Below are 13,221 nucleotides of genomic sequence, written 5' to 3'. Positions count from 1 at the left end.
GCCTACAGGCCCCGCGCGGCCCTTGCAGGAGCTGGCTTGCCAGCCAACAGGGCCGGTGAAAACCCTAGGGAAGCTGGGGTGATCCCCTATTGCAGACCAAGGGGTGAATTCCTCCCCCCCGGATGCAGTACAATCGCCCCTTTTATTTGGCAACGAGTCGACCCGCCAATGATCGAACCCAAGCGCGTCCTGCGCGCCCTAGCCGAACACTGGGCCCTGATCGAGCCGCTGTGCGAGCGCTTCGACCAGGGCACCCTGAGCCTGGTCGAGCTGCGCCAGCAGTTGGCCCGCCAGCAGGTGGAAAGCACCCCGCAGGACATCACCCAGCTGCTCGACGTGTGGATCCGCCTGGACATCCTGGTCCCGGTGGCCAAGAGCCCGAACCGTTTCGAGCTCAACGCGCAGATCCACGACTTCCTCGCCTACCTGCGCCGCGAGCACCGGTTGGGCCTGTGCCTGGAGATCGAGGCGTATCTACGCCACCTCGAGCGCCTGGCCGGGCATATCCAGGACGCCTTCGACAACCGCGACAGCGACGACCTGGCGCGCCAGCTGCGCCTGCTCGACATGCGCGTGCGCGATGTACTGAAGAAGCTCGACAACGACGAGCAGGCGCTGGTGGCCGTGGCCGAACGGGCCAAGACCAGCAACCGCCAGATCCCCCTGCGCCAGCGCTATGCCGAAGTGCTGGCGACCTGGGACGAGTACGTCGAGCCGATGATCCAGCTGGTCAACGCCGACGGCGCCTTCGAGCAGGGCGTGCGCAAGGTCGAGACCGTGCTGCTGCGCCTGCTGGGCGAGCAGGCGCGCCTGGGCCACTTGGTCGACGACGACATGCTGCTGCGCACCCACGCGCGCATCCTCGAGATGCAGACCAGCGCCCAGCTCACCCTGCGCCACGCCCGCGAACTGCTGCTGCCGTTGCGTGAAGAAGCACGCCGGCACAATGCCGTGACCCGTGGCGCGGCGCTGGCCTTGTCGGTCATCCGCAAGAAGGGCATCGACGCCGTGCCGCAGGCCGCCATGCCACTGTTCACCCGACCGCAGAGCACCTTCCTTGGCAGCGCCAGCCAGGTCGAAGCCTACGTCTATGCCCTGGCCCGCTTCGAACCCAAGCCGGCGCGCTTCCCCAAGGCGCACAAGACGCAAAAGGGCCCGTTGCCCCGCGCCCCGCGCACGGTCAAAGAGATGCTCGAACGCTGCGAAGACGCCCTGCCGCTGCCGGACTTGATGGTCTGGCTGCTGGAGCAGGAACCCGAAGGCGCCACCGACGAGCTGCTGTACTGGTTCTCGCGCCTGTCGCGCGAGAAGCGCTTTAGCCGCGAACGCCTCGACCGCCAGGAATACCTCACCCGCGAACACCTGGTCAGCCTGCGCTCCTTCGCCCTGATTTCCAGCCGCGACAACAAGCCGGCGACCACGACCGAATCCACCGCGAGCCCCACCCATGCATCTTGATCTCTCCGAACTGTCCCAGCTCGCGCCGATCTTCCGCGAGCTGTTCAAGGGCTTCCATATCAGCCGCCGCGACCCGGAGCTGTACGCCCAGCTGTCGAACTTCCAGGACCAATACCGCACCCTGTTCAAGGCCCTCGGTTTCGAGTTGGTCTGCGACACCCGTGGCTTCTACTACTTCGTCCCCGAACAAGCCGCCGCGCAGGTCAACAAGACCGCCCAGCGCCTGTCGCTGTTCACCTTCATCCTGGTCGAGCACTTGGCCGACCAGGGCCGCGACCCGATGGCCGTGCTCGACGGTGGCAGCATCGGCCGCGACGAACTGCCGTCGCTGCTGGACAAGTACCGCGACCTGTTCCTGCAGGCCGAAGTGCAGACGGTCGACGAGCTCGAAGAAAAGATCATGCGCCGCATGACCCAGCTGGGCTTCGCCTTCGAAGAAGGCGGCATCTACCGCTTCATGCCGCCGATGCACCGCTTCCTTGACGTGTGCCTGTCGGTCCAGCAGGACCGCGACCTGGCCGCCACCCTGCACAGCGACCTGCCGCTGCCGGTACCCGTGCTGGTGGTGGAAGAGACGCCCGAAGAACTCAACCGCACCGACGACCCGCTCGACCTCACCCCGTTCGATGGCGAGGAGAGCGAGGAGGATGCCCTGGCCCGGGCGATCCGCGAAGAGCAACAGGAGATTGACGCATGAGCCAGGAACGCTACGGCATCCGCCGCTTCGCACTGCTCAACACCGCCGGCTACAGCCTCGGCCTGTTCCCCCTGGAACACCCGCTGTCGGTCTATGGCGCCAACAACCTGGGTAAATCGGCGTCGATCAACGCGCTGCAGTTCCCGATCCTGGCGCGCATGTCCGACATGAGCTTCGGCAAGTACAGCCTGGAGCAGTCGCGCCGCTTTTACTTCGCCACCGACACCAGCTACATCCTCTGCGAACTGAACCTGCCCCATGGCCCCCATGTGATCGGTGTGGTCGGCCGCGGCCCGGGTGGTGGCTTCGGCCACCAGTTCTTCGCCTACCAGGGCGAGCTGGACCTGGCCCACTACCAGAAAGACGACACCTGCCTGCGCCAGAAAGAGCTGTTCACCAACCTCGAGCGCAATGGCCTGAAGGCCTACGAGCTCAAGCCGGACGAACTGCGCCGGCTGCTGGTCGGTGGCCATACCTCGGTGCCGCTGGACCTCACCCTGATCCCGCTGCGCTCGACCAGCGAGCAGAGCCTGAAGACCTTCCGCGCCCTGTTCATCAACCTGCTGCACATGCGCGAAATCACCGCCGCCAAGCTCAAGCAGCTGTTCCTCGACGCCTTCGAGCACAGCCTGCGCTCGGGCAGCGTCGACTACATCGCTGCCTGCGAAGAGGCTTTCCGCGACGTGCGCCGCATGGAGGGCGACTACAACGCCCTGGTGGCCGCAGGCCCCCTGGTCGAAGCCCTGGCCGGCGGCGTGGCTCAGCGCGACATCCTGCGCGGCAAGCTGCACCGTATTTCGCCACTGCTCGACAACCTGCTGGGCACCTGGCAGGACTACGCCATGGCGCGCAAGGAAGAGCTGGTCATCCAGTCCGAGCACTACCGCGGCGAGCAAGACCGCCTGCAGAACGACCAGCGCGGCGGCACCCAGGAGCTGATGCGCCTGGAGCGCGAGATCACCGGCATCCAGCGCTGGCTGGGCGAGCTGTCGGTACTCAAGCACCGCTTCGCCCTGGTCACCGACGTCAAGGTGCTGGAACAGCAACTGCTGGCCGCCAAGGATGCCCACGACGAACTGGCCGGCGCCCTGGCCCAGTCGCGGCAGTTCTCCGCCGAGGACCTCGACGAGCGCGTGCGCGACCTGGAAAAACGCGTCAAGGCGGTCAAGCAGCAGCTCGACCACGCCGACAACAACAGCTACGCCCGCCTGCGCGAAGAGTTCTCGCAGCAGGACGTGGACCGCCTGATGCGCCTGTTCAACGGCGCGCTGTTCAGCCTGCCAATGGGTGACCGCGGCATCGAGCTGGACGACAGCGACGTGTGGGTGAAAACCCTGGAAGGCGTGCTCGACCGCTTCAAGGGCGAGCGCTTCGAAGTGCCAGGCCTGTCCATCGACATCTCGCACATCGACCCACCCGCGCTGCAGGCGCTGGCCGACCGCGCGGCCCTGCGCGACCAGAAGGAACGCCTGGAGAAAGAGCTCAAGCAGCTCAAGACCCAGCAAGCCGTGGCCCTCGACCGCGCCGCCAGCAAAGCGCAGACCGAGGCGCTGTACCAACAGGTGCTGGACGCGCAGAAGGCCCTGGAGGACTTCCGCCGCACCGAAACCCTGGCCGCCGAAGAGCCGGAAAAAATGGAGCAGCTGGGCCAGCTGGAAGCGGCCCAGGACGAGCTCAAGCGCTCCAGCGACGCCTTCACCGAGCGCGTCCAGCAGCTGTCGGCCAAGCTGCAACTGGTGGGCCGACAGATCGCCGACCTGGAAGCCAAGCAGCGCACCCTGGAAGACGCCCTGCGCCGTCGCCAGCTGCTGCCGGCCGACCTGCCGTTCGGCACGCCGTTCATGGAGGCGATCGACGACTCCATGGACAACCTGCTGCCGCTGCTCAACGACTACCAGGACAGCTGGCAAGCCCTGCAGCGCGTGGACAACCAGATCGAAGCGCTGTACGCCCAGGTACGCCTCAAAGGCGTGGCCAAGTTCGACAGCGAAGACGACATGGAGCGCCGCCTGCAACTGCTGATCAACGCCTACTCGCACCGCACCGAGGAAGCGCTGACACTGGCCAAGGCCCGTCGCGCCGCAGTCACCGACATCGCCCGGACCCTGCGCAACATCCGCAGCGACTACGACAGCCTCGAGCACCAGCTGGCGCTGTTCAACCGTGAGATCAACAAACGCCAGGTGTCGAACCTGGAGAGCTTCCGCGTGGTACTGGCACCGAACAAAGAAGCGCTCAAGCACATCGACCAGATCATCCACAGCGCCGGCCAGTACGAGGAAGGTGAGACACTGTCGGTGTTCGACCTGACGCAAAACGCCGATCAGGACCACAAGAACGAAGAGGCCAAGGAGTACCTGGCACGGCTGGTGGCGGCCAACCACAACCAGCTGGGCCTGAAGGACCTGTTCGAACTGGCCTTCGAGATCACCAAGATCAACAGCCAGCCGGTAATTCACGCCGACATCGACGGCGCCGCCTCGAACGGCACCACCATGACCATCAAGGCGCTGACCAACATGTATCTGTTGCTGCACCTGATGGACCGCGACCTGGCCGGGCGCATTCGCCTGCCGTACTACCTCGACGAGGCGGCGGACATCGACGAACGCAACCAGGCCGCGTTGCTGGAGACCAGCCAGCAACTGGGCTTCGTGCCGATCCTGGCGAGCGTGAAGCCGCAGGTGTCGGCGCGGGTGGCGATTGATCTTGAGGGTGGTAGCGGGCCGAATGGCATCTACATCGACGAAGCGGACTGGAAGTACATCAGCCGTCGCGACGAGGTGAAGGCGATCGTGCGCGAGGATGAGGCCGAAGAACTGGCCTGAGGTAATTGGGGCCGCTTTGCGGCCCATCGCGGATGAATCCGCTCCTACAGCCCCTGTGGGAGCGGATTTATCCGCGAATGGAGGCCAAAGGCCTCCCGGCGATCAATCGGTTATTGCTGCGCCCACGGCACGATCGGAATCGCCGTCACCGCATTCTGCGGGCTACCCTCGATCACCCGGTCGCTGTACACCAGGTACACCAGCGTATTGCGCTTCTTGTCGAGAAAACGCACCACCTGCATGGTCTTGAACACCAGCGAGGTGCGCTCCTTGAACACCTCCTCGCCGTCTTTCAAGTCACCCTTGAAGTGGATCGGCCCCACCTGACGGCAGGCAATCGATGCTTCGGCTCGGTCCTCGGCCAACCCCAACCCACCCTTGATACCACCGGTCTTGGCCCGCGACAGGTAGCAGGTCACGCCGTCGACCTTCGGGTCATCGAACGCCTCGACCACAATCCGGTCGTTCGGCCCGACGAACTTGAACACGGTGGACACCTGGCCGATCTCCTCGGCCCCAGCCAGCATCGGCAGCAGCAGCGCCGCCACGGCAAACATCCTTTTCAGCACAGTGATCTCCTTCAGACCAAAACCAGATTGTCGCGGTGCACCAGTTCGGGCTCGGCGCTGTAGCCCAACAGGCTCTCGATGGCATCGGATGGCTGGCCGATGATCTTCTGCGCCTCCAGGGCGCTGTAGTTGGCCAAGCCACGGGCGATCTCCTGGCCATCCGGGCCGACGCAGACCACCATCTCGCCACGGCGGAAGCTGCCCTGCACGGTCTTCACCCCCACCGGCAACAGGCTCTTGTTCGATTCGCGCAGGGCCTTCACGGCACCTGCGTCGAGCACCAGGGTGCCACGGGTCTGCAGGTGCCCGGCCAGCCACTGCTTGCGGGCTGCGAGCATGCCGCGCTCGGGCGACAGCAGAGTGCCCAGGCGCTCGCCGGCCTTCAAGCGGTCCAGCACACGCTCGATGCGGCCACCGATGATGATGGTATGAGCACCCGAACGGGCGGCCAGGCGCGCAGCGCGCAGCTTGGTCTGCATACCGCCACGGCCCAGGGCGCCACCAGTGCCACCGGCCACGGCATCCAGCGCCGGGTCATCGGCACGGGCTTCGTAGATCAGTTGGGCTTCGGGGTTGTTGCGCGGGTCGGCATCGAACATGCCATCGCGGTCGGTGAGGATCACCAGCAGGTCGGCTTCCACCAGGTTGGCTACCAGCGCGGCCAGGGTGTCGTTGTCGCCGAAGCGAATTTCGTCGGTGACCACAGTGTCGTTCTCGTTGATCACCGGCACCACGCCCAGGTCGACCAGCGTGCGCAGGGTGCTGCGCGCATTGAGGTAGCGCTTGCGGTCGGAAAGGTCGTCGTGGGTCAGCAAGATCTGCGCGGTGTGCTTGCCGTGCTCGCCGAAGCTCGACTCCCAGGCCTGCACCAGGCGCATCTGGCCAATCGAAGCGGCAGCCTGCAGCTCGTTCATCGCGCTCGGTCGCGAAGTCCAGCCCAACTGGCTCATGCCAGCGGCCACGGCCCCGGAGGAGACCAGCACCAGTTCCACGCCCGCTTCGCGCAGGGCCACCATCTGCTCGACCCACACCGCCATGGCGCCGCGGTCCAGCCCCTTGCCATCGGCGGTCAGCAGCGCGCTGCCGATCTTCACGACCCAGCGCTGGGCGCCAGTCACCTTGCTTCGCATCTTCTCTTCCAACCTATGTCGAATCTGTAGATACCGTGGATACAAAAACGCCGCTCCAGAGAGCGGCGTTTAGTGTACTGCAACCGATCAGTCGCGCACGTAAATGATTTCCGGGCCGTCTTCGTCGTCCTCGAAATCATCCCAGTCGTCATCGTCGCCGATGTCGTGCACGCTCTTGACACCGGTGCGGCGCAAGGTGCGGGCGTCGTCCAGGGCCTGCAGCTGGGCACGGGCTTCGTCTTCGATGCGCTGGTCGAGTTCGGCCAGCTCTGCGGCGTAGACCGGGTCGTTGGCCAGGCGGTCGGCGCGGTCTTCAAGATAGCGCATCAGGTCGTGGCTGAGCTTCTCGGTGCCCTGCTTGGCGATGGCCGAGATCACATAGACCGGGCCATCCCAGTTCAGGCGCTCGACCACTTCCTTGACGCGCTCGTCGCGCTCGTCATCCATGATCATGTCGGCCTTGTTCAGCACCAGCCAACGCTCACGGTCGACCAGCGCCGGGCTGAACTGCGCCAGCTCGTTGATGATCACTTCGGCGGCATCGGCCGGGCTGCTGCCATCCAGCGGCGCCAGGTCGACCAGGTGCAGCAGCACGCGGGTACGGGCCAGGTGCTTGAGGAAGCGGATACCGAGACCCGCGCCTTCGGAGGCACCTTCGATCAGGCCGGGGATGTCGGCGATGACGAAGCTCTTCCAGCGGTCAACGCTGACCACACCCAGGTTGGGCACCAGGGTGGTGAACGGGTAGTCGGCGACTTTCGGCTTGGCTGCCGAAACCGAGCGAATGAAGGTGCTCTTGCCGGCGTTCGGCAAGCCCAGCAGGCCGACGTCGGCCAGCACTTTCATTTCCATCTTCAGGTCGCGCTGGTCGCCCGGCTTGCCTGGCGTGGTCTGGCGCGGCGCACGGTTGGTGCTGGACTTGAAGCGAGTGTTGCCCAAGCCGTGCCAACCGCCCTGGGCGACCATCAGCTTCTGGCCAGGGGTGATCAGGTCACCAATGACTTCCTGCGTGGAAGCGTCGATCACGGTGGTACCCACCGGCACGCGCAGGAACAGGTCGTCGCCCTTCTTGCCGGTGCAGTCGGTGCTGCCGCCGTTGGAGCCGCGCTGGGCTTCATGGTGGCGGGTGTAGCGATAGTCGACGAGGGTGTTGAGGTTCTCGTCGGCCACCATGTACACCGAGCCGCCATCGCCACCGTCACCACCGTTGGGGCCACCGTTCTCGATGAATTTCTCGCGGCGGAAGCTCATGCAACCGTTGCCGCCATCACCGGCTTTTACCCGGATCGATACTTCGTCTACAAACTTCATTCAAAACCGCCTCTCGTCGGACGACGAGTCGAAAACCAGAAAAACCTGAGGCTCTTGCAAAGATGAGCGCGGCGGCCCCGTACGAACCAGAAACCAACGCCGGCAGCCCATTCAAACAGCTTTGCAAGAGGCTCACCACAAACGAAAAAGCCCCGTCGCATGACGGGGCTTCTGGAGCGACGTCGCGATTAAGCGGCGACGATGCTCACGTAACGGCGCATGAACTCGCCTTTCTTCTCGAACTTGATCACGCCTTCGATCTTGGCGAACAAGGTGTGGTCCTTGCCCATGCCAACGCCGTAGCCAGCGTGGAATTCGGTGCCGCGCTGACGGACGATGATGTTGCCCGGCTTGATAACCTGGCCGCCATACATCTTCACGCCAAGGCGTTTAGATTCTGAGTCGCGACCGTTACGAGTACTACCACCAGCCTTCTTGTGAGCCATGGTTCAATTCTCCAATAAATTCAGGGGATCGGGGCGATTAAGCCTGGATACCGGTGATTTTGATCTCGGTGAACCACTGGCGGTGGCCCATGCGCTTCATGTGGTGCTTACGACGACGGAACTTGATGATGCGAACCTTGTCGTGGCGGCCTTGGGAAACGACTTCGGCCACTACTTTAGCGCCAGCAACAACTGGAGCACCGATGGTGACGTCGTCACCGTTGGCGACCAGCAGGACGCGATCGAAAGTCACGGATTCGCCGGTGGCGACTTCCAGCTTCTCGATCTTGAGGAATTCACCTTCAGCGACTTTGTACTGCTTGCCGCCGGTAACGATTACTGCGTAAGACATGGTATTTCTCCGATAATCCTGCTCACCCAGCGCTTTATATGATGAGTATTGGCTGGCATGGCTGCACAAGGCTGGAAAGGCCCGGCGCAATTGCGTAAGGCAGGTGCTGCCCAGGAAAGTTAGGGTGCGCGATTGTACGCAACCCTATAAATGCTTGCAAGTACCGGCCCGGGGCCACGGCCACCGCGCCTTGACACACCGGTACCCGCGACCTAGCATGCCGCGCAACCTCAATGGAGCAGCCGATGCAACCCCAAACCTTCTACCGCGCGGTAGCTGATGATTTCAGCGCCGTCGACGAGATCATCAAGAAGCAGCTGACCTCGCGCGTGCCGCTGGTATCGAAGATCGGCGACTATATCACGTCCGCTGGCGGCAAGCGCCTGCGCCCGCTGCTGGTGCTGCTGTGCGGCAAGGCCTTGGGCCGCGAAGGCGATGACCTGCGCCTGCTGGCGGCGACCATCGAGTTCCTGCATACCGCCACGCTGCTGCATGACGACGTGGTCGACATGTCCGGCATGCGCCGTGGCCGCTCCACCGCCAACGCCTTGTGGGGCAACGCCCCGAGCGTGCTGGTGGGCGACTTCCTCTATTCGCGTTCGTTCGAGATGATGGTCGAACTGGGCTCGATGCCGGTCATGCAGATCCTCTCCAAGGCCACCCGCGTGATCGCCGAGGGTGAAGTGCTGCAGCTGTCGCGTGTGCGCGACGCCAGCACCACCGAGGAAATCTACATGGACGTCATCCGCGGCAAGACCGCGATGCTGTTCGAGGCCTCGACTCACAGCGCCGCCGCGCTGGCCGGCGCCAGCGACGAGCAGCGCGAGGCCCTGCGCACCTTCGGTGACCACCTGGGCGTGGCCTTCCAGCTGGTCGACGACCTGCTGGACTACAAAGGCGACTCGGAAACCCTCGGCAAGAACGTCGGCGACGACCTGGCCGAAGGCAAGCCCACCCTGCCACTGATCTACGCCATGCGCGAAGGCACCCCGGAACAAGCGGCGCTGGTGCGCCAAGCGATCCAGAAGGGTGGCCTCGAGGACCTGGAGCAGATCCGCATCGCCGTCGAAGCCTCCGGCGCCCTGGCCTATACCGCGCAGATGGCCCGCGACTACGTTGCCCGCGCCATCGCCTGCCTGGAAGTGCTGCCAGCCAGCGAGTACCGGGATGCGCTGGTCGAACTGAGTGAATTCGCGGTAGCACGCACGCACTGATCGAAATTCCACATCGCGGGGCAAGCCCGCTCCCACGCCTGGAGGTGTATCGGCGTGCGAGCGGGCCTGCCCCGCGATGCATTTGTGCACACAAACACAAAACCTTATACAATGTGCGCCTTTGTTCGTCTGTACTTGAAAGGAAAAGCCGTGAGCACTCTGCCACCCTGCCCCCAATGCAACTCCGAATACACCTACGAGGATGGCACCCAGCTGATCTGCCCCGAATGCGCCCACGAGTGGTCGGCCAGTGGCGAAGCCGATGCCGCCAGCGATGACGTGGTGAAGAAGGATTCGGTCGGCAACATCCTGCAGGACGGCGACACTGTCACCGTGATCAAGGACCTCAAGGTCAAGGGTTCATCGCTCGTGGTCAAAGTCGGCACCAAGGTCAAGAACATCCGCCTGTGCGATGGCGACCACGACATCGACTGCAAGATCGACGGCATCGGCGCGATGAAGCTGAAGTCCGAGTTCGTGCGCAAGGTCTGAGTCTTACCTCGGGGCTGCCCGCCGGGCGGCCCTGACAGATCCTGCAACGGGATCGCCCGCACCATTGGGAAGAAAACTTCCAATAGTCTCTTGCTATTTTGATAATAAGAATTATTCTCATTGGAACCGTTATCCAAGGAGAATAGCCATGACCTATCTGATCGACGCCTGGCTCGACCGCCCCCACCCCTACCTGCGCATCCTGCATCGCGAGACTGGCGAAGTCTGCGCCGTGCTGGAAGAAGACGCGCTCGACGAACTGCGCGACCAGGGTGACCTGGATCTTACCGGGTTGAACTCGAGTGAACCTGGAGTGCTCAAGGAGGTGGTGCGCAACCTGTTCCTGTTCTGCTATGCGCGGGCATTGCGCCCGGGAGGAACGGATTGGAACTGAAGAGCTTCGCCGGCAAGCCGGCTCCTACGCTAGGTATTCGCCATCGGTAGGAGCCGGCTTGCCGGCGAACGGGGCATTACAGAACGTCGAGCAGCTCGACGTCGAACACCAGCACGCTGTGCGGCGGGATGCTGCCAACGCCTTGGGCGCCGTAAGCCAGCTCGCTTGGCACGTACAGGCGCCATTTGCTACCGGCGTTCATCAGTTGCAGGGCTTCGGTCCAGCCAGCGATCACGCCACCCACCGGGAATTCAGCCGGCTGGCCACGCTCGTAGGAGCTGTCGAACACAGTGCCGTCGATCAGGGTGCCGTGGTAGTGGGTGCGCACGTTGTCTTCGCGCGAAGGCTTGGCGCCCTCGCCTGCGGTCAGCACTTCGTATTGCAGGCCCGAGGCCAGGGTGACGATGCCTTCGCGCTTGGCGTTGTCAGCCAGGAATTCCTTGCCAACGGCAGCAGCGGCTTCAGCCTTGGCTGCGGCTTCGGCTTGCATCACTTCGCGGATGACTTTGAAAGCCGCCGACAGGTCGGCTTCGCTGACACGGCTGTCGGCGCCGTTGAAGGCGTCGGTCAGGCCGGCCACGATGGCCTCCAGGTTGACGCCTGGTGGCGGGTTGTCACGCAGTTGGCCGCCCAGCTGGCGGCCGATGCCGTAGCTGACGCGGGTTTCGTCGGTGGACAGGTTGAGTTCGGACATGGGCTTGCTCCACTGAAGGGCGCACTGCATCCGCGCCCTTGATGAAAAGGGCGAGCAGCCTAGCACACTGGCGCGGCGCGAAGCAGCTACCAGGCCGAACGCTGGGAAATCGGGACCTTGAGGTCTTCTTCCGGGTGCGTGCCCAAGCCACACATCTCGTCCTGCACGGACCAGTGCACCAGGTTCATCGACAGCAGGGGAAGCGATTGCAGGAGTTGCCGTGCATCCTCGACCGAGTGCACGCGCAGGCGCTTGCCACGGGCATCATCCAGAGGGTGGGCACGGCCCTTGACCCGGGCTTCGAGCAGGTAATCACCACCTTCGATGGCGATCAGGTTGAGTTCGTCGACATGGCCGGCCCTGGCCTCGGTATTGAGCTGATGCAGGTTCATGGGCGTACCTCGCTGCGGGAACCACGCATGAGTGCTCATTTTTTATACAGCATCGACAAAAGTGCAAGCCACCGCCCATCGCAAACTTCCGTAGCAGCCAGCTTGCTGGCGAACCCTGCTGACCGGTTCGCCAGCAAACTGGCTCCTACAACGGATCAGTGCTTGGTGATCCGGTCCAGATAACCCATGACGAACGCCGAGACAACGAAGGTCATGTGGATGATCACGTACCACATCAGGTAATCGGTGGAGATGTTCTGCGCATCCATGAACACCCGCAGCAGGTGGATCGAGGAGATGGCGACGATCGACGCTGCGACTTTCATCTTCAGCGACGAGGAGTCCATCTTGCCGAGCCAGCTCAGTTTCTCCTTGCTGTCGTCGATGTCCAATTGCGAAACGAAGTTCTCGTAGCCCGAGATCATCACCATCACCAACAGGCCACCGACCAGCGACATGTCGATCAGTGACAGGATCACCAGGACCAGGTCCGCCTCGGCCAGGGTGAAGACATTGGGCAGGACATGGATGATCTCCTGGAAGAACTTCAGCGCCAGTGCCAGCAGGCCCAGCGAGAGGCCGAAGTAGATGGGGGCGAGCAGCCAGCGCGAGGCGTACATCGCATTTTCGAGGATACGTTCCATGGACAGTTAGGGACTCTTGAGGTGACTGGAAAAGCGGGCGCGAGTATAGCCAGCCACCTGTGACAGCAAAAGCCTGCGGTCGTTTCGCGATATGCCTGTAGGCGCCAGCCTTGCTGGCGAACCGGGCTGCTGAGGTTCGCCAGCAAGGCTGGCGCCTACGAAATGCGTGATATTCAGGTTTCCGGGTGGAACTGGTAGTCCCCCAGATTCCGGCAGCGCTCGCCGTTGATCTTGCGCAGTTGCGCCTGCAGGTGCAGGCACCAGATCTGCGGGTCTTGCGCGACCTGATAACCATGGAGGGTGAGGCTGTCGACGATGGCGTTCATCACCGACTCGGCCACCAGCGGGCCATGGAACGGCCCCTGGGCCTTGATCGCCGAGGGTTGTTCGCCGGCCATGCCGGCGGCGAAGAGCAAGGTCCACATGCCGTTGTCGCCGGCCAATGGACGAATGCAGCATTCGATGCGGGTCACCAGGCCCAGGCACTGGCGGGTGAGGCTGAGGTTGCGCATGGCGGCGTCCCCTCTGTGAAGCCCTGTTCAGCCCGCAAGCGTCGGGCTGTTTCCATCCTGAACCCTGATACCGTCCCTAAGTTCCACT

15 protein-coding genes are annotated in these 13,221 nt (G+C 63.6%); 6 read left to right on the top strand and 9 right to left on the bottom strand.

Going from position 1 to position 13,221, the window contains the following annotated elements; genetic code table 11:
- Positions 1-168: 168 nt before the first annotated feature.
- The 3 genes from mksB to mksF are packed head-to-tail and all read left to right on the top strand — an operon-like array spanning position 169 to position 4,983.
- Positions 169-1,458, top strand: coding sequence for an Mks condensin complex protein MksB (gene mksB, locus IM733_RS23285; RefSeq protein WP_248918647.1), 1,290 nt, complete (start codon positions 169-171; stop codon positions 1,456-1,458).
- On the top strand, positions 1,448-2,155 hold the full coding sequence (mksE, locus tag IM733_RS23280) for an Mks condensin complex protein MksE (RefSeq protein ID WP_011532174.1): 708 nt from the start codon (positions 1,448-1,450) through the stop codon (positions 2,153-2,155). Before mksB ends, mksE begins: the two co-directional genes overlap by 11 nt.
- A complete protein-coding gene (gene mksF / locus IM733_RS23275) occupies positions 2,152-4,983 on the top strand; it encodes an Mks condensin complex protein MksF (protein WP_248918646.1) in 2,832 nt (943 codons plus the stop codon). Before mksE ends, mksF begins: the two co-directional genes overlap by 4 nt.
- Before the next feature lie 110 nt (positions 4,984-5,093).
- Here the strand turns inward: mksF and IM733_RS23270 are convergent, their stop codons facing one another.
- From IM733_RS23270 to rplU, 5 genes are all read right to left on the bottom strand, one after another.
- Positions 5,094-5,540 (bottom strand): CreA family protein, encoded by a 447-nt coding sequence (locus IM733_RS23270; protein WP_248921225.1) that lies wholly within the window; start codon positions 5,538-5,540, stop codon positions 5,094-5,096.
- 23 nt (positions 5,541-5,563) lie between these two features.
- Positions 5,564-6,682, bottom strand: coding sequence for a glutamate 5-kinase (gene proB / locus IM733_RS23265; protein ID WP_248918645.1), 1,119 nt, complete (start codon positions 6,680-6,682; stop codon positions 5,564-5,566).
- 87 nt (positions 6,683-6,769) lie between these two features.
- On the bottom strand, positions 6,770-7,993 hold the full coding sequence (gene cgtA / locus IM733_RS23260) for an Obg family GTPase CgtA (RefSeq protein WP_248918644.1): 1,224 nt from the start codon (positions 7,991-7,993) through the stop codon (positions 6,770-6,772).
- A 188-nt stretch (positions 7,994-8,181) separates the two neighbouring features.
- Positions 8,182-8,439 carry a 50S ribosomal protein L27 gene (gene rpmA / locus IM733_RS23255; RefSeq protein WP_003247464.1) on the bottom strand — a complete coding sequence of 86 codons (258 nt, stop codon included), beginning with the start codon at positions 8,437-8,439 and terminating at the stop codon, positions 8,182-8,184.
- Between the two features lie 37 nt (positions 8,440-8,476).
- On the bottom strand, positions 8,477-8,791 hold the full coding sequence (gene rplU / locus IM733_RS23250) for a 50S ribosomal protein L21 (protein WP_011532169.1): 315 nt from the start codon (positions 8,789-8,791) through the stop codon (positions 8,477-8,479).
- Between the two features lie 245 nt (positions 8,792-9,036).
- Here rplU and IM733_RS23245 point away from each other — a divergent pair, with 245 nt between their 5' ends.
- The 3 genes from IM733_RS23245 (at position 9,037) to IM733_RS23235 (ending at position 10,891) form a co-directional block, all read left to right on the top strand.
- Positions 9,037-10,005: a polyprenyl synthetase family protein gene (locus tag IM733_RS23245; protein ID WP_213659546.1), complete on the top strand. Its 969-nt coding sequence runs from the start codon at positions 9,037-9,039 to the stop codon at positions 10,003-10,005.
- A gap of 150 nt (positions 10,006-10,155) precedes the next feature.
- Complete coding sequence (locus tag IM733_RS23240; RefSeq protein ID WP_248918643.1) at positions 10,156-10,497, top strand: zinc ribbon domain-containing protein YjdM; 342 nt, start codon at positions 10,156-10,158, stop codon at positions 10,495-10,497.
- 148 nt (positions 10,498-10,645) lie between these two features.
- Positions 10,646-10,891 (top strand): PA4570 family protein, encoded by a 246-nt coding sequence (locus IM733_RS23235; RefSeq protein WP_011532166.1) that lies wholly within the window; start codon positions 10,646-10,648, stop codon positions 10,889-10,891.
- Between the two features lie 76 nt (positions 10,892-10,967).
- Here IM733_RS23235 and IM733_RS23230 read toward each other — a convergent pair whose 3' ends face one another.
- The 4 genes from IM733_RS23230 to IM733_RS23215 form a co-directional block, all read right to left on the bottom strand.
- On the bottom strand, positions 10,968-11,585 hold the full coding sequence (locus IM733_RS23230; RefSeq protein ID WP_011532165.1) for an FKBP-type peptidyl-prolyl cis-trans isomerase: 618 nt from the start codon (positions 11,583-11,585) through the stop codon (positions 10,968-10,970).
- An 86-nt stretch (positions 11,586-11,671) separates the two neighbouring features.
- Positions 11,672-11,977, bottom strand: coding sequence for a DUF6482 family protein (locus IM733_RS23225; RefSeq protein ID WP_011532164.1), 306 nt, complete (start codon positions 11,975-11,977; stop codon positions 11,672-11,674).
- A gap of 155 nt (positions 11,978-12,132) precedes the next feature.
- Positions 12,133-12,621: a TIGR00645 family protein gene (locus IM733_RS23220; RefSeq protein ID WP_011532163.1), complete on the bottom strand. Its 489-nt coding sequence runs from the start codon at positions 12,619-12,621 to the stop codon at positions 12,133-12,135.
- A gap of 173 nt (positions 12,622-12,794) precedes the next feature.
- Positions 12,795-13,133, bottom strand: a complete 339-nt coding sequence (locus IM733_RS23215) for a hypothetical protein (RefSeq protein WP_011532162.1) — start codon at positions 13,131-13,133, stop codon at positions 12,795-12,797.
- Between the last annotated feature and the right edge of the window lie 88 nt (positions 13,134-13,221).

This window comes from Pseudomonas entomophila, assembly GCF_023277925.1.
Taxonomy (GTDB): domain Bacteria; phylum Pseudomonadota; class Gammaproteobacteria; order Pseudomonadales; family Pseudomonadaceae; genus Aquipseudomonas; species Aquipseudomonas entomophila_D.
The sequence above is the reverse complement of the archived record's forward strand: the minus strand, read 5'-3'. Positions and strand labels throughout refer to the sequence as shown.